This window comes from Sphingomonas sp. PSPC2-2 (genome assembly GCF_049897725.1).
In the GTDB taxonomy this organism is placed as follows: domain Bacteria; phylum Pseudomonadota; class Alphaproteobacteria; order Sphingomonadales; family Sphingomonadaceae; genus Sphingomonas.
The window spans coordinates 18600-39369 of the sequence record NZ_JAFCWU010000008.1; the positions used below are offsets into that span (position 1 = coordinate 18600).

Consider the following 20770-nt stretch of genomic DNA (forward strand, 5'->3'; position numbering starts at 1 on the left):
AAAGAAAAGCTTTGGCCCCACCGCCTTGGCGGCGAGGCGCAGGATCAGATGGTTGCAAGCGGTGCGTCGAGCGCGCCCAGTTCGCCGCGTGCGCGTGCTTTGCGGCCATAGACCGCCTCGAACAACGGCGTGGCCATGACGGTCGTGACGATCGCCATCAGCACCAGCATCGAGAACAGCGTCGGCCCGATAATGCCCTTTTGAAGGCCGATATTGATGATGATCAGTTCCATCAGCCCGCGCGAATTCATCAAGGCCCCAATGCCGAGCGCCGTACGATTGTCCTCGCCCGACAAACGCGCGGCCGCGTAACATGCCCCGAATTTCGCGAGGATCGATACGATGAGGATGCCCAGCGCGATGACCAGCAGCGTGGCGGAGTTGACCATGTCCAGGCGCGTGTTGAGCCCGGAATAGGTAAAGAACATGGGCAACAGCAGCACCACCGCAAGCGGCTCCACCTTGCGCTTCAGCTCCTCGACGAACAGCCCGCGCGGCATGCACACGCCCATCAGGAAGCCGCCGAAAATGGCATGGATCCCGATCGCATCCATCACGAAGGCCGACAGGCAGAAGAGCAGCATGGCCATCGCCAGCATCTCGCTGCTCATCGCGCCCTCTCGCTCGACAATGCGGCCGAGCGGGGCGAGCAAGCGCCGCCCGAACCCCAGCATGAAGGCGGTGTAGAGCACCGCACCGCCGATCGCGAGCACCGCCACCCCGGCCCCCGCGCCGAAGGTGGCCAGCACGATCGCCAGCACGCACCACGATGCGGCATCGTCAAAGGCACCGGCCGTCAGCGACAAGGTTCCCAGGGACGAGTTGGCGAGCCCGCGCTCGTTGATGATCCGCGCCAGCATTGGAAACGCCGTCAGCGCGATGCACGCGCCCATGAACAGGGTCGCGCTCGCCCGGTCGATGCCCGGCGCGAACAGGCCGGGGACGGTCAACAGGAAGGGCGTGATCAGCACTGCAAACAGGAACGGTGCCGCGATTCCCGCCCCCGATACCATTGCCGCGCTGCGCGCCTTGGATTTGAAGTGATCAAGGTTCAGCGTCAGCCCGACGATGAACATATACAGGCCGACGCCCAGCTGTGCGCCCACGTACAACACGTTGCGCGTTTCCTTGGGGAAGACAGTGAGCTGCAGATCGGGAAGAAGCAGCCCGAACAGCGAAGGCCCAAGGATCACGCCGGCGATCATTTCACCGACGACTTGCGGCTGGTGCAGCAGTTTCTTGCCCAGCCATCCGACCACGCGACAGGTGAAAATGATGACGGCGAGCTGCAGGAAAAAGTGGATGCTGAAGTCGCCAGGTACATAGCTCTTTGCGGCATTCACCGCCGGACCGTGCGGACCTAGGACCCCCGTCAGCGCGTGCCACGCGCTGGTCAACAGTTCAAACATGCACTCTCCCCATCGTCTCGCGCAGCTGCGTCCCCGCCGTCGCGACGTTTAGAAAAGCGCGCTTATTCCGATGTGTGCAACACCGTAGCGGGTCGACGCCGCGTTTTTTCCGCCACATCGTGCCTTGTGTTGCGCGGGGTCAACAATGTAGTAACATCGCTACATAATAGCATGCTCAAAATAGCGACATAGGCACATATGAAGGTCATCGGAAGCCGGGAGTTCAACCAGGATGTCAGCGCGGCAAAGCGCTTGGCCCGTACCGAACCGGTGTTCATAACCGACCGCGGACGCCCGACACATGTGTTGATGAGCTTCCAAACGTTTCGCCAGATGAGCGGGCAGTGCGACTCGATCGTCGATCTTCTCGCCATGCCGGGAGCCTCTGACGACGAGCTGCCACCGCCGGGGCGCTGGGCCGCGCGGGAGGTCTCCTAATGTTTCTCCTCGACACGCCGATCGTCTTCGATCTTCGCCGTGCGCGAAGCCCGGACACCGAGCAGGGCCTTGCGCTTTGGGCCGGGGAGGTCGCGCGCGAGCGCTTGTTCGTGTCGGCGCTGACCGTGATCGAGTTGGAGGCCGCGGCGACCCAGGCTGCGCGGCGCGACAAGGCTGCGGGTGCGGCGCTGCGCCGCTGGATTGACGATCGGGTGATTCCCGCCTTTGACGGCAATATCCTGCCCATCGACACTGCGGTGGCGCAACGGCGCGGTCAGGTAACATTGGCGGATATGCGCGACGCCTTGCTTGTGGCGACCGCGCTCGAACATGGACTGACGCTGGTGACCCGCAATACCGCCGCCTTCAAGACTGCGCGGGTCAAGCTGTTCGATCCGACCGGTTATCGAGCCGAGGAGGTGGCGGAGGACGCCGATTGGCGCACCGCCGGGCGTGACGGGGCGGTCTGGCTGCGGAATCTGTTCGTACGATCGTGATTGCCAGCGGATGCGGTCGGGTCAGCCGCCCAATTTTCCGAATGCCGCCTCATAGCCCGCGCGGTCGCCAGCGTTTAACAGCTTTGCCTGTTCAACCCAGCGGTCGCGCGTCATGCGGCCTTTGAAGGTGCCGAGCTTTGCGTCCAGGTCAGCGGCGGCGGACGGGCTTAGCGCGGCGATCTGTTCGACGCTGGTGATGCCGTGTTCGCCAAGTGCGGCGGCAAGTTTCGGACCCAGCCCCTTGATTTGGACGAGGTTGGTGGCGACCGGTGGAGTGGGCGCGCTTGGTGTCGGCGCGGGCACCGGAGGCTGAGCGGGCACCGGCGGGGCGACGGCTTCGGGCGACGAAGCGGGGTCGGGCAACGGCGTTTCGTCCATACCTTGCACGGTGGCGGGCGTGGTTGCGCCATGTTCCTCGGCGATCGCGAAGTCTTCGTCGACTTGGGTTTCTGCCTCCGCCCGGCGGCGGCGCAACACCGTCCCCCACCAGATGGCGAGGACCGCCGCAATCGCCAGCGCCGCCATCAGGACGATATGAACGGTGGTGATCGGTCCCATCACGTCGATCGCCTGGTTCGGGTTTTGCGGGCCGCTAGCCATCATGGTCTCCTGTGTTTTCGGAAGGTTAGCGCAACCGGTCAGCGCGCGTCGCGTGCAATCTCACGCCAACCGATGTCGCGGCGGTGAAAGCCCGAGGGAAAGGCAATCGCATCGACCGCGCGGTAAGCGGCGGCCTGCGCCTCGGCAATGTCGGCCCCCAGCGCGGTGACCGCCAGTACGCGCCCGCCGCTGGCGACGATGTGCCCGTCCTGCAGCCGCGTTCCCGCCTGGAACACCGTCGCGCCGGTCGCTTCGGCCTCGGCGATGCCGTCGATCCGCCCGCCACTCTCGGGCGTGCCGGGATAGCCATTGGCGGCGAGCACCACCGTCAGCGCAGTCTGCTCGACCCATTTGGCGGCCCCGCGCTGCCCGAGCGTTCCGTTGGCCACCGCCAGCAGCACCTCCAGCAGATCCTCGTCGAGCCGCGCCATCAGCACCTGGCATTCGGGGTCGCCGAAGCGCGCATTATATTCGATCAGCTTGGGGCCATCTGCGGTCAGCATCAGCCCGGCATAGAGTACGCCGGAGAAGGGTGTGCCCGCTTCCGCCAGCGCGGCCACGGTCGGGCGGACGATCTCGTCGATCGCGCGCTGTTCCAATTCGGGGGTCAGCACCCGCGCCGGGCTATACGCACCCATGCCGCCGGTATTGGGGCCGGTGTCGCCCTCGCCGACGCGCTTGTGGTCCTGCGCCGAGCCGAAGGACAGGATGTCCTTGCCGTCGGTCAGCACGAACAGGCTGGCTTCCTCGCCCTCCAGAAACTCCTCGATCACCGCTTCGCCGCCGCGCGCGCCGAACAGATCGGCCAGCGCTGCCTCTGCTTCCTCGCGCGTGGTCGCCACGGTCACGCCCTTGCCGGCGGCGAGACCATCGGCCTTGACCACCACCGGCACGCCGAAGCGATCGAGGGCAAAGCGCGCCTCGGCGCGGCTCGTCGCATGGACATAGCCTGCGGTCGGGATGCCAGCGCGGTCGCACAGCGCCTTGGTAAAGGCCTTCGATCCTTCCAGTTGCGCGGCAGCCTTGTTCGGCCCGAACACCGCGATCCCGGCGGCGCGCAAGCTGTCGCCCAGGCCATCGACCAGCGGCGCTTCCGGGCCGATCACGACCAGTTCAATCGCTTTTCCCTGGGCGAAGGCGATGACGGCGCCGTGGTCGGTCACATCCAGCCCTGCGATTTCGGCATGCGCTGCAATGCCCGGATTGCCGGGTGCGGCGAACAGTGTACCGAGGCGCGGTGATTGCGCGAGCTTCCATGCCAGCGCATGTTCGCGACCACCCGAGCCGATCAACAGGACATTCAATGGCGGACCCTTTTCTAGAGATTGCCCGGCGAGAGGGCGTCCATGCGCTCCTAGACGAGCCGGTCGCAGGGGACAACGCCGCGCCGATTTCGGTAGGGGAGCTGGCCGGCAAGCTCAAGCGCGTGGTCGAAAGCGAATTCGGCTTCGTCCGGCTGCGCGGCGAGATTTCGGGCTATAAGCGCGTCGCCTCGGGCCATGCCTATCTCAGCCTCAAGGACGACAGCGCCGTGATCGACGGCGTGATCTGGAAGGGCAATGTCGCGCAATTGGGCTTCACCCCGCAGGACGGGGCCGAGGTGATCGCGACCGGCAAGGTCACCACCTATCCCGGCCGCTCCAAATATCAGATCGTGATCGATCGCATGGAGCTGGCGGGCGAGGGCGCGCTGATGGCGCTGCTCGAGAAATTGAAGGCCAAATTGGCAGGCGAGGGGCTGTTCGCTGCCTCCGCCAAAAAGCGCCTGCCGTACCTGCCGCGCCGGATCGGCGTCGTCACTTCGCCGACGGGTGCCGTCATCCGTGACATTCTCCACCGGCTCGAGGATCGCTGCCCGACGCATGTGCTGGTATGGCCGGTCAAGGTGCAGGGGGCGGGATCGGCCGAGGAAGTCGCCGCCGCCGTGCGCGGCTTTGATGCGATGCCGCCCGAGACGCGGCCCGACCTCGTCATCGTCGCGCGCGGCGGTGGCTCGATCGAGGATCTGTGGTCGTTCAACGAGGAAGTGGTGGTGCGCGCGATTGCGGCGTGCAGCATCCCGATCATCTCGGCGGTGGGGCACGAAACCGACACCACGCTCGCCGATTTCGCCGCCGATCTGCGCGCGCCGACGCCCACGGCGGCGGCCGAGATGGCGGTGCCGGTACTCGCCGATCTGCGTTTGACGCTGGCGGGCTATGGCACCCGCACCGAGAAATGCGCGCGGCGCTATGCCGATCGCGGACGCGAGCAGTTGACCGCATTGGTGCGCGTGCTGCCGCGCCGCGACGCGCTGCTCGGGCCGCAGCGGCAGAAAGCGGACGACCTCGGCGCGCGGCTCGATCGCGGGCTGGAACGCCGCGTGGTGGTGGCGCGCGGCCAGCTCGATCGCTCGGCGGGCGCGCTCCGTCTTTCGACGCTCGATCGCCAATTGGAGCGCGCGCGCGATCGGCTGGCGGCGACGTGGCGGCTGGTCGAATCGCTCGGCCCCAACGCCATTCTCGATCGCGGTTATGCCTTCGTCTCGGCGCGGCCATCGGGTGCGGTGGTCGGCTCGGCCGATGCGGCGCGCGCTGCCGCCACCGTGACGCTCCATTTTCGGGACGGTCAGGTTGACGCCAAGGTTGAGCGCGCGGGCACCAAAGCCTATGGTGCGCCCAAGCCCGAGCAGCCGACGCTGCTCTGATCCGCCATCGCTGTTTGAAAAGCGCGCCTTATGCTGATGTCCAATACCGATCGCCCCGCGCGCCTGCATTTCATGGCCAATGGTTTTCGCGTGCTCGCCCCCGGCGATCATGTCCTGTGCGCGGTATCGGGGGCGCGGATCGCGCTCGACGATTTGCGCTATTGGAGCGTCGCGCGGCAGGAGGCCTATGCCAGCGCTGAAATCGCGACCGAGGCGATGGCATCGGAATGACGCGGCGCGGGGGGCTGGCGCGAACGGTTTGGGGGGCAATCGGGTCGGTGGCTCTGGTTGCCTTGGGCAGTTGTACCACCGCGCCCGAACGCCCGACGGTTCAGCCGGTCAGCGCGCCGCCGGTCGCGCGCCGGGCCACCCCGCAGCCGCAGCGCGAGCCGCAGCGGACCAGCTTCAGCTATTCGGGCAGCCTGATCCAGGGTGGGCTGGTGATCGGCATCGCGCCGTCCAATACCAGTTTGCTGTCCTTCGACGGCGAAACCGTCCCGGTCGCGCCCGACGGGCGTTTCCTGATCGCCTTCGACCGGGACGCCAAGCCAAGCGCCAGCCTCGTCGCGACGCTCGATGACGGGCGCGTGGTTCGCGATACCCTCAGTATCGCACCGCGTGGCTGGGACATTTCGCGGCTGAATTCCTTGCCCAAGATTCCGTTGCCGCAACCCGAATTCGATCGGCTGCGCCCGGCCGAACTGGCGCAGATCAACGCCGCGCGGCGCGTTTCGTCGGACTCGCAAGGGTGGCGGCAGACCTTCCTGTGGCCAACCACCGGCCGCATCTCCACGCTGTTCGGATCGCAGCGCATCTACAAGAATGGCGAGGCGGGATCGTATCATTCAGGTGTCGATATCGCCAAGCCGCAAGGTTCGGTCATCCTTGCTCCCGCCGATGGCGTGGTAATCCTGGCGGCGGACCATCCCTTCACGCTGGAGGGAAATTTGCTGATGATCGATCATGGCATGGGCCTCAACACCGCCTTCCTGCATTTGTCGCGCATCGACGTGCGCGTGGGCGAGCGTGTTCGCCGCGGGCAGCCAGTGGCGCTCTCGGGCATGACCGGCCGCGCGACCGGACCGCATCTGCACTGGAGCCTGAAATGGCACGATGCGAAGATCGATCCACTGCTCGTCGCAGGGCCGATGCCGCGCAGCGAGTGAGGCGTTTGCGGCGGGCGTAAAGCGGGTGACGCAAGAGTGTTGCACCGCAGCGACACTTGGCGAAAGTTCCGTGTCGGCCTCTTTACAATGCTGTGGGATCGTTACAGTCTAGCATCATTGCGGTGATCCCGGGGGTTCGGGATCGCCGACGCAACGCTGCGCCATTGCGCACCATCTGGGGGTTTTTCATTGATGCAGACCACGCAAGCTCGCGCATTTGCGCGCCTTCGTTCAAGTGCCGCGCCCGTCGCGCTGCTGATCGCGCTTTCGGCCGGCCCGGCATTTGCGCAGACCGCGCCCGCACCGGCAAGCGAGCCGGCACCGGCCACTGCCGAGGCGAATCAGGACATCGTCGTCACCGGGTCGATCTTCCGGCGTACCAACACCGAGACTCCTTCGCCGGTCACCGTCCTGACCAGCGAGACGCTGGCGCGGGCCGGTATCACCAACATCAATGACGCCGTCCGTTCGATTTCGGCCGATGGCGCGGGGTCGATCTCGACCGGCTTCACCAACGGCTTCTCGGCCGGCGGTGCTGCTGTGTCGCTGCGCGGTCTCGGCGTTTCGTCGACCCTGGTGCTGATCGACGGTCTTCGCAGCACCAACTTCCCGCTCAACGATGACGGCCACAACGCCTATGTCGATCTCAACTCGATCCCGTTCAGCGCGGTCGAGCGGATCGAAGTGCTGAAGGACGGCGCATCGTCGAGCTACGGTGCCGACGCGATCGGCGGCGTGGTCAACATCATCATGAAGAAGCATTTCACCGGTATCGACGGCAACGTCGAAGGTGGGGTGACCGAAAAGGGTGACGGTGCCCGTTACCGTGCCAACCTGACCGCCGGCTATGGTGATTATCAGGAAAAAGGCTGGAACGTTTACATTAACGGTGAATATCAGAAGGACCGTCCAATTGGCGCGACTACGCGCGGTTTCCCGTATAATACCAACGATCTGAGTTCGATCGGCGGCAACGACAACAATTCCGCCGACAGCTCGCTAACGACGGCATCGACCAATGCTGTCGTGCGCCGCGCATCGCAGAGCAACCTCAACGATCCGTTCACCGGCGGCACGCCATCGGGAACCTACACGCTGCTCGGCGGCACCGCGCAGTGCGTGAACGGTACCTTCACCGTGGCCGGCGCGTCTGGCGGCACGGGCTGTAAGCACGACTATGGCAAGGAATATGGCACCCGCTACAACGACATCCAGCCGGCGCAGGAACGCTACAACGTCTCGGGTCGCTTGAGCTTCCGCGTCAGCGACGCGATCGAAGGATATGCAACGGGCAGCTACTCGCATAGCCAGGTGACGATCAATCGTGCCCCGTCTTCGATCCGGCAGACCCAGCCTTATGGTTCTTCACCGGCGCTGTCGTCGAACAACCCGGGTATCGTGCTGCCGTACTTCGTCTGCGCGGCTGGCATCAACTGCATCACGGCGGCCGACCGTACCCTCAACCCGAACAATCCCTATGCCACGAATACCGCGGCAACCGCAGCGGACGCGATGGCGAATGCCGCTAGCATCCGTTATGCCTTTGGCGACATTCCCGTCGGCACCGTGCGCAACAACGAAGTGTTCCGTGGCGCGGTCGGCTTTAACGGCGACATCGCTGGCGGCTATCATTGGAAAATTGACGCAGTCGGCGCACGCGACAATTTCTCGATCACCGAATATGGTGTCATCGACATTGCCGGGCTGAAGAAAGCGGTCAACACCGGTGCCTACAACTTCGTCAATCCGTCGCTCAATTCTCAGGCTGTTCGCGACTTGATCGCGCCGACCTACTCGGTGCCCTCGCACACTTCGCTGATCTCGCTTGACGGGTCGATCGCCAAGGATCTGTTCGCGCTTCCGGGTGGTGACCTGCAGTTTGCGGTCGGCGGCCAGTTCCGCCACGAAACCGAAGAGAACAATGGCGTTGACGTCGGTCTCACCAAATATGCCAACACGTCGGCAGCCTTTGGTACGCATGACGTCTATGCTGGCTATTTCGAAGTCAACGCGCCGATCCTGCCGACCCTCGAGGTGAACGGTTCGGGACGTTACGACCATTATTCGGAAGGATTCAGCCACTTCTCGCCCAAGGTTGGTGCCAAGTGGACGCCGATCAAGCAGATCGCAATCCGCGGTACCTATTCGAACGGGTTCCGTGCGCCGACCTTCGCCGAAAACAATCCGCGTTCGAGCTATGCCGGTTTCGTGACCTTCACCCCGCCGTGCAGCTTCATCCTCGCACATGGCGGTACGGGTACGCTGACGTCGTGCAATGCCGGCACCAATCCGTATATCCAGCCGTACAGCCTTGGTTCGGGCGCGACCGGCAACCCCAATCTGAAGCCGGAAAAATCGCGTAGCTTCACCGCAGGTGTAGTGGTCGAGCCAGTCCGCAACGTCAGCTTCACCGTCGATTACTACAACATCAAGAAGACCGACGTGATCGTAACCGGACCCGATGCGGGCGCTGCCCGTGCGGCTTATTTTGCAGGCACGGCACTGCCGGCGGGTTATTCGGTTTCGGCCATCGATGCGCCCGATCCGCTGTTCCCGAACGCCCTGCCGCGCGTGCTGATCGTCAACGTGCCTTACGTCAACGCTGGTGCCGTTACGGTCTCGGGCCTCGACTTCGGTGCGAATGTGAGCTTGCCGATCACCAACGACGTCAAGTTCAGCAGCCGCCTCGATCTCACCTATCTGATCCAGTATGACCTCAATCCCGGCGGCGGCGCTGCCGTCCAGCGTTATGCCGGTACGCTTGGACCTTACGAATTGTCGTCGGGTGCCGGTACGCCGCGCGTGCGTGGCAACTGGCAGAACACGATTGAATATGGCCCGCTCTCGCTGACCGCGACGACCTATTACGTGTCGCGGATCAAGGAAGTGGCGGCTGACGAAGGGGATACGAGCCACTCTTGCTCGGCAGCGCTGTACGTTGCCGCCAACGGATCGGATCAGTTCTGCTACATCAAGCGCTTCATCTATGCTGACGTGAGTGCGGCCTTCAAGGTCAACGACAATTTCACGTTCAACCTGTTCGTCGGCAACATCACCGGCGAGAAGGCACCGCTTGCTCCAGCGTCGTATTCGGGTGCCAACTATCTGCCGACCTGGCACATGGCCGGCATCGTTGGTCGCACGTTCCGCGCGGGCGCACACTTTAAGTTCTAAGGTACGGCGTATTTGTTGGAAGGGGGCGGTCTCTGCGAAGGGGCCGCCCTTTTTCGTTAACCTGTTGCAAACGCGTAACGAAGTTGTTGTTTTTATGTAACAGAGTGAAATGAAAGCGTAGTCGGGCGTGCGCGGCTCACTTTACAGCGTGCCTTGGGCGCTTCATCCCATGCGCATGTCTCGGGGGGCCGAGCACATGTTCGGTCACGAGACTTGCAAACAACGCCGCGGTGCGAATTTTCGTAGATGCGTGCGGTCAGCAAGGGAAAAGACGTGATCGGAACAGACTTCATCGCTCGCAAGGCACGGCTGCTGACGGGGGCCGCATCCACTGCGCTACTGCTTGCTGCAGTGCCAGCATTTGCGCAGGACCAGCAACCCGCCGCACCGTCGACCGCGCCAGTGCCCGAGCAGGCGCAGCCCGACACGGGCAGCCAGGGCCAGGACATCGTGGTCACGGGTTCGTTGATCCGTAACAGCGCCGCCGCGACGGCCGCCCCGATCAACACCTTGACCGCGCAAGACTTTGCCAATCGCGGTCAGAACACCATTGCCGAAGCGCTGCAGACCATTCCCGCCAACGGTGCAGGCACGATGACGCGTGCCTGGAACAGCTTCGGTTTCGCCACCGGCGCGACCGCTGTCTCGCTGCGCGGCCTCACCACCGGTAACACGCTGACCCTGTTCGACGGTCTGCGCTCGGCAATTTACCCGCTCGGCGATGACGGCCAGCGCAGCTTCGTCGATCTCAACACCATTCCGCAGTCGGTCGTCGAGAAGGTCGACGTCCTGCAGGACGGTGCCTCCGCGACTTATGGTGCGGATGCGGTCGCGGGCGTCGTCAACGTCGTCGTGAAGAAGGAGATCGTCGGTCTGCACGCCAACGCATCGGCCGGCATCTCGCAGCGCGGGGACGGCGGCGAAACGCGCGCCGATCTGACCTATGGCTATGGCAAGCTCAGCGAGCAGGGCTTCAACTTCTACGTCAATGCCGAATTCCAGCACGACAACCCGATCTACGCGCGCGACCGTGGTTATCCGTGGAACACCAACAATTACAGCGCGATCTGTAAGGCGGGCGGCACTTGTCTGCCCAACGAGACGATCAACGGCATTCAGGGCGATGGCAGCTTCGGCGGCCTTGGCTCGACGCGCGTGCCGGTTGCGCGGCCCTATCTGAACGGCAGCCCGGTTGCCGGCTCGCAGTTCCAGTTGCTCAATCCCGCCGCTGGCTGTCGGGACCTTACCGCGATCACCCTGACCCCGGCGCAGCAAGCGCAAGCGGCAGCGGCAGGTACGCCGACCGGCTCGCTGGTCTGCTCGCAGGATAACGTCAAAGATTATCTGCTGGAAATTCCAGAGGAGCAGCGCTTCGGGGCGACGGCGCATCTGACCGTCAATGTCGGCAGCAAGGCGCAGGCCTATCTGATGGGCAATTTCTACGAGACGCAGACCAACAGCAGCATTTCGCCGCTGAGCTTCGCCGGCCAGACCGCAGCGGGCGGGACGCAGTTCACCCTTAGCCCGGTTCTCTTGCCGGTTTACGTCTGTCCGCGCGGCACGACCGTGGCGTGCACCGCAGCCAATGGCACGCTCAACCCGAACAATCCGTTTGCGGCACTTGGTCAGCAGGCGCGGGTCAATTATCGCTACGATCAGCCGCGTATCTCGTTAACCGACACGAAAACCTATCGTTTCGCAGGCGGGATCCAGGGCACGTTCGGCGAAGGCTGGAAGTACAATGCCGATGCGACCTATTCTGAGGTCGATCTGAAGGTTACCAACAAGAACTACCTAAATCCGCAGCGCCTGATCAACGTGATCAACGACGGCTCGTTCAACTTCGTCGATCCGTCGCTCAACACGCAGGCAACGCGCGACTATATCGCGCCGACCAACAACAATCTGTCGACATCGAAGCTGTGGCAAGTCCAGGCGTCGGTTTCCAAGTCGTTCTTTACCTTGCCCGGTGGCGAGCTGACGGCGGCGGTCGGCGGCGCGTATCGCTACGAATCGGTCAACAATCCGAGTGCGAACGCGCCGAATGAGATCAATCCTGCCGACCGCTATTACAGCATCAACTCGGTGAGCACGGCGGGCAGCCGCAACGTGAAGTCGGCCTTCTTCCAAATTGATGCGCCACTGTTCAATATGCTGACGCTGAGCGGTGCCGGTCGTTATGACGATTATTCGTCGGGGCAGAGCAACTTCTCGCCGAAGGTCACCGCGATCTTCAAGCCAATCGAGCAGCTGCGGATCCGCGGAACCTGGTCGCGCGGCTTCCGCATCCCGAGCTTCCAGGAAGCCTATGGCCAGCCGACGACCGGTTATATCACGTCGACGGTTTCGCCGACCCAGGCCGGCGGTGCGGCATACATCGCCGCGCATGGCGGCGACTCCTACGCGACGCTGCCGTACAGCTATGGTTTGACCTCGGCGGGCAACCCCAATCTGAAGCCCGAGAAGTCGACCAGCATCACCGGGGGCATCGTCTTCGAGCCGACCCGCCGCTTGACCTTCACGCTTGATTACTACCACATCAAGATCAAGGGTCTGATCGGGGCACCGGATTATTCGGGCGTGGCTGCGGCCTATTATGCCAATAACGGCGTCGTGAATGTTCCCGGCATCACCGTAAAGCCGGGCGTCGCCGATCCCAACTTCCCGAACGCGCTGCCGCAGTTGGGCTTCATCCAGTACAGCTTCATCAACACGACTTCGGAAACCACGTCGGGGCTCGATATGTCGGGTACCGCGCGGATCCCGCTGGGCAACGGCATCAACCTGACCAGCCGCGTTGATGCGACCTATCTGATCAATCTCGAGCAGGTTCAGCCGAACGGTACGGTTCAGCGCTTCGACGGATCGCTCAGCCCGTGCAACATCACCTCGTGCTCGGGTGCGCCGAAGTGGCGCGGCAGCTGGCAGAATACGCTCGACTTCAACGGCAAGGGTACGTTGAGCGCGACGGCATATTACACCAGCGGCTATGACATGGCTTCGGTCGACTATGGTGGCGTACCGGGCGATTGCGCCAACAATGGCGGTGTTTCGGTCTACACCTATTCGGATGGTTCGCCGTTCAAGTGCCGTGCACGCCGCTTCATCGATGTGGACATGAGCGCGAGCATCAAGGTGGGCAACCGCTTCACCTTCTATGCAAACGTCCTCAACGTGTTCGACGTGAAGCCCGACTTCAACCCGGGCCAGACCTATGACACGGGCTTCGGCTACAACGTGGCATGGGAAAGCCAGGGCTTCATCGGCCGCTTCGTCCGCTTCGGCGCGAAGATCGACTGGTAAGCCAACCGCATCACACCAACGCGGAGGGGCGGTTCCTGCAAAGGAGCCGCCCCTTTTTTATCACTCGACGGCCAGCTCCAGTCTGCCGTCGCCTTCGTCGACCCGCACCGTCGCGCCATCCTTCACGCTGCCGCGCAGGATCAGGTCGGCGAGTGGGTCTTGCAGATAGCGCTGCACCGCGCGCTTCAGCGGCCGCGCGCCATAGACGGGATCGTACCCAACCCGCCCCAACCACGCCCGCGCAGCATCGGTCAGCTCCAGCGAGACCTTGCGCTCGGCCAGCAGCGTCGCGATCCGCTGCACCTGGATGTCGACGATCGGTGCCATCTCCGCTTGCCCGAGCCGGTGGAACAGCACGATCTCGTCGAGCCGGTTGAGAAATTCGGGCCGGAAATGCCCGCGCACGATCTCCATCACTTGCGGTTCGACGCTCGCGACGTCTTCGCCTTCGCCCAGCGTCGTGAGGATCTGGCTGCCGAGGTTGGAGGTCAGCACGATGATCGTGTTGGTGAAGTCGACGGTGCGGCCCTGGCCGTCGGTCAACCGCCCGTCGTCGAGCACTTGCAGCAGGATGTTGAACACATCGCCATGCGCCTTCTCGACCTCGTCGAACAACACCACCTGATAGGGCCGCCGCCGCACTGCCTCGGTCAGCACGCCGCCTTCCTCATAACCGACATAGCCCGGAGGCGCACCGATCAGCCGGGCAACCGCGTGCTTTTCCATGAACTCGCTCATGTCGATCCGCACCATTGCGGTCGGGTCATCGAACAGGAATTCGGCGAGCGCCTTGGTCAGCTCGGTCTTGCCGACGCCGGTTGGCCCGAGGAACAGGAACGAACCGAGCGGGCGGTTGGGGTCCTGCAACCCCGCGCGCGCGCGCCGCACGGCGGTGGAGACCGCACGGATCGCATTTTGCTGGCCGATCACGCGCTTGCCGATCGTCGCTTCCATCTGCAGCAATTTGTCGCGTTCGCCTTCCAGCATCCGCTCGACCGGGATGCCGGTCCAGCGTGCGACGACCCCGGCAATGTCTTCGCTGGTCACTTCCTCGCGCAGCATCGCGCCCTTGGTCGCGCCCGCTGCCGCGTCCAATTGCCGTTGCAGTTCGGGGATGCGCCCGTAGGACAGCTCGCCCGCCTTGGCGAGATCGCCGGCCCGTTGCGCCTGTTCCAGTTCGAGGCGCGCTGCGTCGATCTGCTCCTTGAGCTTGGCTTCGGCCGAGATCTTGTCTTTCTCCCCCTGCCAGCGCGTGGTCAGCTCGGAGGATTGCTGTTCGAGATTGGCGAGTTCCGCGTCGAGCTTCACCAGCCGGTCGCGCGACGCTTCGTCGCTCTCGCGCTTCAACGCTTCGCGCTCGATCTTCAACTGGATGATCCGCCGGTCGAGGATTTCGATTTCCTCGGGCTTGCTCTCCACTTCCATGCGGATGCGGCTGGCGGCCTCGTCCATCAGATCGATCGCCTTGTCGGGCAGGAAGCGGTCGGTGATGTAGCGGTTGGAGAGCGTCGCTGCTGCCACGATCGCCGCATCGGTGATGCGCACGCCGTGGTGCAGCTCATATTTCTCCTTGAGCCCGCGCAGGATCGAGATCGTATCGGGCACGGTCGGCTCGCCGACGAACACCGGCTGGAAACGGCGCTGGAGGGCTGCGTCCTTCTCGACATATTTGCGATATTCATCGAGCGTGGTCGCGCCGACGCAGTGCAGCTCGCCACGCGCGAGCGCCGGTTTCAGCAAATTGCCGGCATCCATCGCGCCTTCGGATTTGCCCGCGCCGATCAGCTGGTGCATCTCGTCGATGAACAGGACGATGTCGCCCTCGGCGGCCTTCACTTCGTCGAGCACGCCCTTGAGCCGCTCCTCAAACTCGCCGCGATATTTCGCACCCGCGATCAGCGAGCCCATGTCGAGCGACATCAGACGGCGGTCCTTCAGCGTATCGGGCACGTCGCCATTGGCGATGCGCAGCGCGAGGCCCTCGGCGATCGCGGTCTTGCCGACGCCCGGTTCGCCGATCAGCACCGGATTGTTCTTGGTGCGCCGCGCCAGAATCTGGATCGTGCGGCGGATTTCCTCGTCGCGGCCGATCACCGGGTCGAGCTTGCCGTCACGTGCCGCCTGGGTCAGGTCGCGCGCGAATTTCTTCAGCGCGTCGAACTTGTCCTCGGCGCTGGCGCTGTCGGCGACGCGGCCATTGCGAACCTGATCGATTGCGGTGTTGAGCGCCTCGGGCGTAACGCCTGCGGTCTTGAGCGCCTTGCCTGCTGCCGTATTGAGCGACAGCGCCAGCGCGACCAGCAGCCGCTCGACCGTGACAAAGGAGTCGCCCGATTTGGTCGCGATCTGCTCGGCCTGGTCGAGCACCCGCACCGCATCATTGTCGAGCCCCGGCGTCTGTTGCGCGCCGCTCCCCGACACTGCGGGAATCTTGGACAACGCGAGGTCGGTCTCGGTCGCCGCGCGTTTGGCGTCGCCGCCCGCCGCTGCGATCAGGCCCGAGGCCATGCCCTGCTCATCTTCCAGCAGTGCCTTGAGGATATGTTCGGGGGCGATGCGCTGATGGCTCATGCGGATCGCGACGGTTTGCGCCGATTGCAGGAATCCCTTGGCGCGATCGGTGAATTTTTCGATATTCATATGGAAGTATCCCTCCTTCTTCCGTCCCGATGTAGTGTTGCACTTTTGCAACACAAGAGTGACTCGCGCACGATTCTGAAGTGCCCGATGTACCAGCAGAAAACGTCATCCGCTTGACGCGGATTTTACGTATTTCCGCAACGCAGCATGGCTAGGCGCGGCACTGGGCGCGGGGAGTAGTGCCCTGCAAAAAAGACTCTTTTCAGGGGACCGACCATGCGTCGCTTTACGCTTTGCCTACTCGCGGGTGCTGCCTTGGCGTGGCCGCTCGCCGCCTCGGCCCGAGACCTCCCTGCCGCACCAGCACCAGCTCCCGATGCCCCGGCACCCGAGGCTCCGCCTGCCGTGGATGATGCGGGCGGCGACATCATTATCGTCGGCAAGGGCCAGACGCGGCAAGTGCAGCAGCTCAGCCAGGCCGATCTCGCGATCCTGGCTCCCGGCACCAGCCCGCTCAAAGCCATCGCCAAGCTGCCCAACGTCAACTTCCAGTCGGCCGACGCCTTTGGCGCGTATGAATGGTCCGAGCGCGTCTCGATCCGCAGCTTCAACCAGAACCAGATCGGCTTCACGCTCGACGGCATTCCGCTCGGCGACGGCTCTTATGGCAACACCAACGGCTTGCATATCAGCCGCGCGATCTCGCCCGAAAACGTTGGCCGTACCGAAGTGTCGCAGGGTGCGGGTTCGATCGGGACACAAGCGACCAACAACCTTGGCGGTACGATCGAGTTTTTCTCGAGCGACCCGAAACCGACCTTCGGGCTGACGCTGAACGGCACCTATGGCAGCGCCAATACCGTGCGCGCCTTCGGTCGCCTCGACACCGGTGTCCTCGGAGAGAACGGGCCGAGCGCCTATGTCTCTTACGGCTTTCTCGATACCGACAAGTGGAAGGGCTATGGCGTGCAGCGCCAGAACCAGGTCAACGCCAAGTTCATCGCGCCCGTCGGCCCGGTGCGGCTGGTCGGCACCTTCGATTTTTCGGATCGCCGGGAAAATGACTATCAGGATCTGTCGCTCGACATGATCAAGCGCCTCGGGCTGCGCAACGACAATATTTCCAACAATTTCCCGCTGGCGGTGCTGATCGCCGACACCGGGGCAAACAGCGGCTATACCGGCGCACCCAAGCTCAATCCGGCGGCGGGCACGGTAACCCCCGCGCCCTACGCCAATGCCGATGACGTTTATTACGACGCCGCCGGTCTGCGGCAGGATTATCTCGCGTCCCTGGGGATCGAGACCGCCAAGGGCGCAACGGTGCATGGCGAATTGAAGGGCTATTACCATTCCAACCACGGCCAGGGCATCTGGTTCACGCCTTATGTTCCTTCCCCGTCGGGCGTGCCGATCTCGGTGCGCACCACCGAATATGACATTCACCGCAAGGGCGTGTTCGGCTCGCTTGGCACCAAGCTCGCCTTTAACGACATCACCGTTGGCGGCTGGTACGAGGTGAACGACTTCCGCCAGGCACGGCGTTTCTATGGCCTCGACAGCCGCACCACGCCGACGCGCGATGCGCTGCACTTCCAATATCTGCCGTTCGCGACCCAGTGGTACAACACCTACGAAACCGACACCGTGCAATATTATGTGCAGGACAAGATCGCGCTCGGGGATCTGACGGTCGATCTCGGCTGGAAGGGCTTCTCGGTCACCAACAAGGCCACGCCGATCGTGTCGGGCGGGCTCGCCTCGGGCCGCATCCAGGTGAAGGATTTCTTCCAGCCGCACGCCGGGCTCAACTACAAGCTGGGCAATCAGGTCGAATTGTTCGGCGATTTCACCGAAGTGACCCGCGCATTTGTCGCGGCGGCGACGAGCGGACCGTTCGCTACCACGCAAGCCGGGTTCAACGCCCTGCTGACGACCAACAAGCTGAAGCCCGAATCCTCGGACACCTATGAAGTCGGCGCGCGCTATCATTATCGCGGGATCAACGCGCTGCTGGCCGGCTATTATGTCGATTTCCAGAACCGCACGCTCGCCCAGACGGTTGGCGCAGGCATCGTCGGCAACCCGCCGATTCTGTCGAATGTGGGCTCGGTCCGCGCTTATGGCCTCGAAACCGCGCTGGAGGCCAAGCTTGGCTATGGCTTCGGCGTATTCGCCTCGTACAGCTACAATGACTCGACCTATCGCGACAACGTGACGGTCGGCGGCTTGGTGCAGAACATCAAGGGCAAGCAAACCGTCGACACCCCCAAGCATCTCGCCAAGGGCGAATTGACCTACGACAAGGGCATGTTCTTCGGTCGCATCGGCGCGGATTATATGAGCCGCCGCTATTTCACCTACACCAACGATCAATCGGTGCCCGGACGCGTGCTGGTCGACGCGACGATCGGCGCACGGGTGACGATCGCCGATCGCAAGTTCGAGATCCAGGGCAACGCGACCAATCTGTTCGACAAGAAATATATCTCGACGATCGGGTCGAACGGCTTCGGCTATTCGGGCGACAACCAGACGCTGCTGGCGGGTGCGCCCGCCCAGTATTTCGTGACGATCAAGGCGGGGTTCTAACGCGCGTTCTCCCGCGCAAGCGGGAGCCCAGGGTTGCAGGCGCTTCGCTTGTAACCCTGGATCCGCGCTTTTGCGGGAAAACGGCACGAGCCTCGCGAAACAATCCCCTCGTCTCGGCCGGATCGCCCAGCTACATCTTGCCGCAAACGATAAGAGGGCAGGGTGGATGCGGGGATTGCGGCGGGTGCTGGCCGGGTTGGGCGTGCTGGTGTTGGTGGTGGGTGTCGGGCTCGCCGTGTGGGAGCCGCTGGTCGCGATCCGCGTCACGCCACCACGGGTCCACCATTATGACAGCGTCATCGCCCGCGATCGTTTCGGTGTGCCGCATATCTTCGGCAAGACCGATCCCGATGTCGCTTATGGCGTGGCTTATGCCCATGCCGAGGATGATTTCGCGACGCTGCAGGAGGCGGTCGCGATGGCGCGGGGACGCCTCGGCGCGCTCCAAGGCGCGGACGGGGCCAAGGTCGATTACACGCTCCGTCTGCTCGGTGCCCGCGAAACTGCGGAGCGCGATTATCAGAAGCAGCCGGCCGACGTGCGCGCCTTGCTCGATGCCTATGCCAGCGGGCTCAACGCATATGCGCGGCGGCATCCGGGCGAAATCCGGCTTGCGCGGCTGTTCCCGGCCAATGGCGAGGACATTGCGACCGGCTTCGTGCTGCGCACCCCGTTCTTCTTCGGGCTCGACCAGACGCTCGGGGCGCTGTCGGGCGATACGCCGCTGCCGCGCGAAAGCGCGGGCGCGGTGCCCGACAGCGCCGATCCGGCGGCGTTACCGGCGAGGGGCGAAGCCATGCCCAACGGCTCGAACGCCTTTGTCGTCGGCCCGAAGCGTTCGGCCGATGGCTTCACCCGCGTCATCGCCAATTCGCATCAGCCGTGGAGCGGCCCGGTCGCCTGGTATGAACTGAGCGTGCAATCGGGCACCGGCTGGCACTTTTCGGGCGCGACCTTTCCCGGCGTGCCCTTCCCGGTGCTGGGGCATAACGAACATCTCGGCTGGACCAACACCGTCAACCGCCCCGATCTGACCGATGTCTACAAATTGGTGCTGGATGCCGATCGCACCCACTACCGCTTCGACGGGGCGTGGCGGCCGTTGCAGGCGCAGCGCGTGTGGCTGAAGGTGCGCTTCGGCCCGTTCGTGCTGCCGATCCCCAAAATGGCGTATCGCGCGGTGCAGGGGCCGGTGATCGTCAACAAGAGTGGGGCCTATGCGATCCGCTATGCCGGGGCCGACCAGCTCCGCATGATCGAGGAATATTACCGCCTGACGCGCGCGCGCGACTTTGCTGAATGGCAGAAGGCGCTGGCGATCCAGGGCGTGCCCGCGACCAATTTCCTGTACGGCGACGCCAAGGGCAACATCGCCTATTTCTACAATGCGAGCTTCCCCAACCGGAAGCCGGGGTTCGACTATCTTCATGTCCTGCCCGGCGACACCTCGCGCGATTTCGCCTTGGGCACGGTGCCGTTCGCGCAAGTGCCGCGCAACGTGAACCCGGCCTCGGGCTTCCTCGTCAACGCCAACAACACCCCGTTCCAGGCGGCGGGCGCAGGCTCCGAACTCAAGCCCGGCGACTATTCGCCACTGCTCGGCATCGAAACCGACACCACCAATCGCGGTACGCGCGCGGTCGAGCTGATGGGGGCGCATCCCTCGATCAGTGCCGACGATCTGCGGCGCATCAAATATGACACGGGCATCAGCCGCCTGAGTTGGGCGGCGCGCTGGTACGGCGATATCGCGCGCGTCGACCCGCGCGGCGACGCGCAACTGGTGCAGGCGCAAGCGTTGCTGAAGCGCTGGAACTGGGATTTCGATGGCCATCACAGCGGCCAGGCGCTCGCCGCGATCCTGCTGCGCACGGGGCAGAAATGGCACTATCCGCGCCGCCCCGAACTCGACCCGCGCGATGCGCTGGCCAAGGCGGCGGGGTATCTGCAACGGCATTTCGGCACGCTCGATCCCCCACTCGGCACGGTGTTGCGCCTGCGGCATGGCGCGGTCGACTTGCCGCTCGACGGTGGCCCCGATGTGCTCCGCGCGGCCTCGACCTGGGACGAAGCCGATGACGGGCGGCTGGTGGTGAAGCATGGCGACAGCTTCATCATGTTCATGACGTGGGACAAGGCAGGCCGCGTCAGCTCGGAATCGGTGCAGCCTTATGGTGCGGCGACGACTCGGCCGCGGTCACCGCATTATGCCGACCAGGCCCCGCTGTTCGTCGCGCATAAAACCAAGCCGGTATTGTTCTGGCGCGACGACTTACGGACCAGCGTCGAGCGTGTGTATCGGCCGTGACGTATTGTAACGAAACC

Annotated in this window: 13 protein-coding genes; 9 read left to right on the plus strand and 4 right to left on the minus strand. The window is 63.9% G+C overall.

Translation table 11 applies throughout. The features are described 5' to 3' along the window. Nucleotides 1–44 precede the first annotated feature (44 nt). A complete protein-coding gene (locus ACP7BY_RS14705; protein WP_033965123.1) occupies nucleotides 45–1409 on the minus strand; it encodes a cation:proton antiporter in 1365 nt (454 codons plus the stop codon). A 198-nt stretch (nucleotides 1410–1607) separates the two neighbouring features. Between ACP7BY_RS14705 and ACP7BY_RS14710 the strand changes: the two genes are divergently transcribed. Then, nucleotides 1608–1847, plus strand: coding sequence for a type II toxin-antitoxin system Phd/YefM family antitoxin (locus ACP7BY_RS14710; protein ID WP_033965125.1), 240 nt, complete (start codon nucleotides 1608–1610; stop codon nucleotides 1845–1847). Beyond that, the gene (locus ACP7BY_RS14715; protein WP_033965126.1) at nucleotides 1847–2344 is read left to right on the plus strand and encodes a PIN domain-containing protein; all 498 of its coding nucleotides are present in this window, start codon (nucleotides 1847–1849) and stop codon (nucleotides 2342–2344) included. Before ACP7BY_RS14710 ends, ACP7BY_RS14715 begins: the two co-directional genes overlap by 1 nt. A 21-nt stretch (nucleotides 2345–2365) precedes the next feature. Here the strand turns inward: ACP7BY_RS14715 and ACP7BY_RS14720 are convergent, their stop codons facing one another. Further along, nucleotides 2366–2947, minus strand: a complete 582-nt coding sequence (locus ACP7BY_RS14720; protein WP_310302070.1) for a helix-hairpin-helix domain-containing protein — start codon at nucleotides 2945–2947, stop codon at nucleotides 2366–2368. 35 nt (nucleotides 2948–2982) lie between these two features. Beyond that, nucleotides 2983–4248 (minus strand): phosphoribosylamine--glycine ligase, encoded by a 1266-nt coding sequence (gene purD / locus ACP7BY_RS14725; RefSeq protein ID WP_033965127.1) that lies wholly within the window; start codon nucleotides 4246–4248, stop codon nucleotides 2983–2985. Between purD and xseA the strand changes: the two genes are divergently transcribed. From xseA to ACP7BY_RS14750, 5 genes are all read left to right on the plus strand, one after another. Continuing rightward, nucleotides 4248–5630, plus strand: coding sequence for an exodeoxyribonuclease VII large subunit (xseA, locus tag ACP7BY_RS14730; protein ID WP_137902714.1), 1383 nt, complete (start codon nucleotides 4248–4250; stop codon nucleotides 5628–5630). The two genes, purD and xseA, sit on opposite strands and share 1 nt — an antisense overlap. A gap of 30 nt (nucleotides 5631–5660) precedes the next feature. Then, entirely contained in the window at nucleotides 5661–5861 is a 201-nt protein-coding gene (locus ACP7BY_RS14735; protein ID WP_033966632.1) for a DUF2093 domain-containing protein, read from the plus strand. Beyond that, nucleotides 5858–6796 (plus strand): M23 family metallopeptidase, encoded by a 939-nt coding sequence (locus ACP7BY_RS14740; protein WP_081988822.1) that lies wholly within the window; start codon nucleotides 5858–5860, stop codon nucleotides 6794–6796. The genes ACP7BY_RS14735 and ACP7BY_RS14740 overlap by 4 nt, the downstream gene beginning before the upstream one ends. 192 nt (nucleotides 6797–6988) lie before the next feature. Further along, nucleotides 6989–9970 carry a TonB-dependent receptor plug domain-containing protein gene (locus ACP7BY_RS14745; RefSeq protein ID WP_137902713.1) on the plus strand — a complete coding sequence of 994 codons (2982 nt, stop codon included), beginning with the start codon at nucleotides 6989–6991 and terminating at the stop codon, nucleotides 9968–9970. 273 nt (nucleotides 9971–10243) lie between these two features. Further along, nucleotides 10244–13273 carry a TonB-dependent receptor plug domain-containing protein gene (locus tag ACP7BY_RS14750; RefSeq protein WP_033966642.1) on the plus strand — a complete coding sequence of 1010 codons (3030 nt, stop codon included), beginning with the start codon at nucleotides 10244–10246 and terminating at the stop codon, nucleotides 13271–13273. A 60-nt stretch (nucleotides 13274–13333) separates the two neighbouring features. Here the strand turns inward: ACP7BY_RS14750 and clpB are convergent, their stop codons facing one another. Then, nucleotides 13334–15913: an ATP-dependent chaperone ClpB gene (gene clpB, locus ACP7BY_RS14755; protein WP_137902712.1), complete on the minus strand. Its 2580-nt coding sequence runs from the start codon at nucleotides 15911–15913 to the stop codon at nucleotides 13334–13336. A 216-nt stretch (nucleotides 15914–16129) separates the two neighbouring features. Between clpB and ACP7BY_RS14760 the strand changes: the two genes are divergently transcribed. Together ACP7BY_RS14760 and ACP7BY_RS14765 are read left to right on the plus strand one after the other, a co-directional pair. Further along, a complete protein-coding gene (locus ACP7BY_RS14760) occupies nucleotides 16130–18445 on the plus strand; it encodes a TonB-dependent receptor (RefSeq protein WP_052192504.1) in 2316 nt (771 codons plus the stop codon). A 166-nt stretch (nucleotides 18446–18611) separates the two neighbouring features. Then, nucleotides 18612–20753, plus strand: a complete 2142-nt coding sequence (locus ACP7BY_RS14765) for a penicillin acylase family protein (protein ID WP_033966635.1) — start codon at nucleotides 18612–18614, stop codon at nucleotides 20751–20753. Nucleotides 20754–20770: the final 17 nt, after the last annotated feature.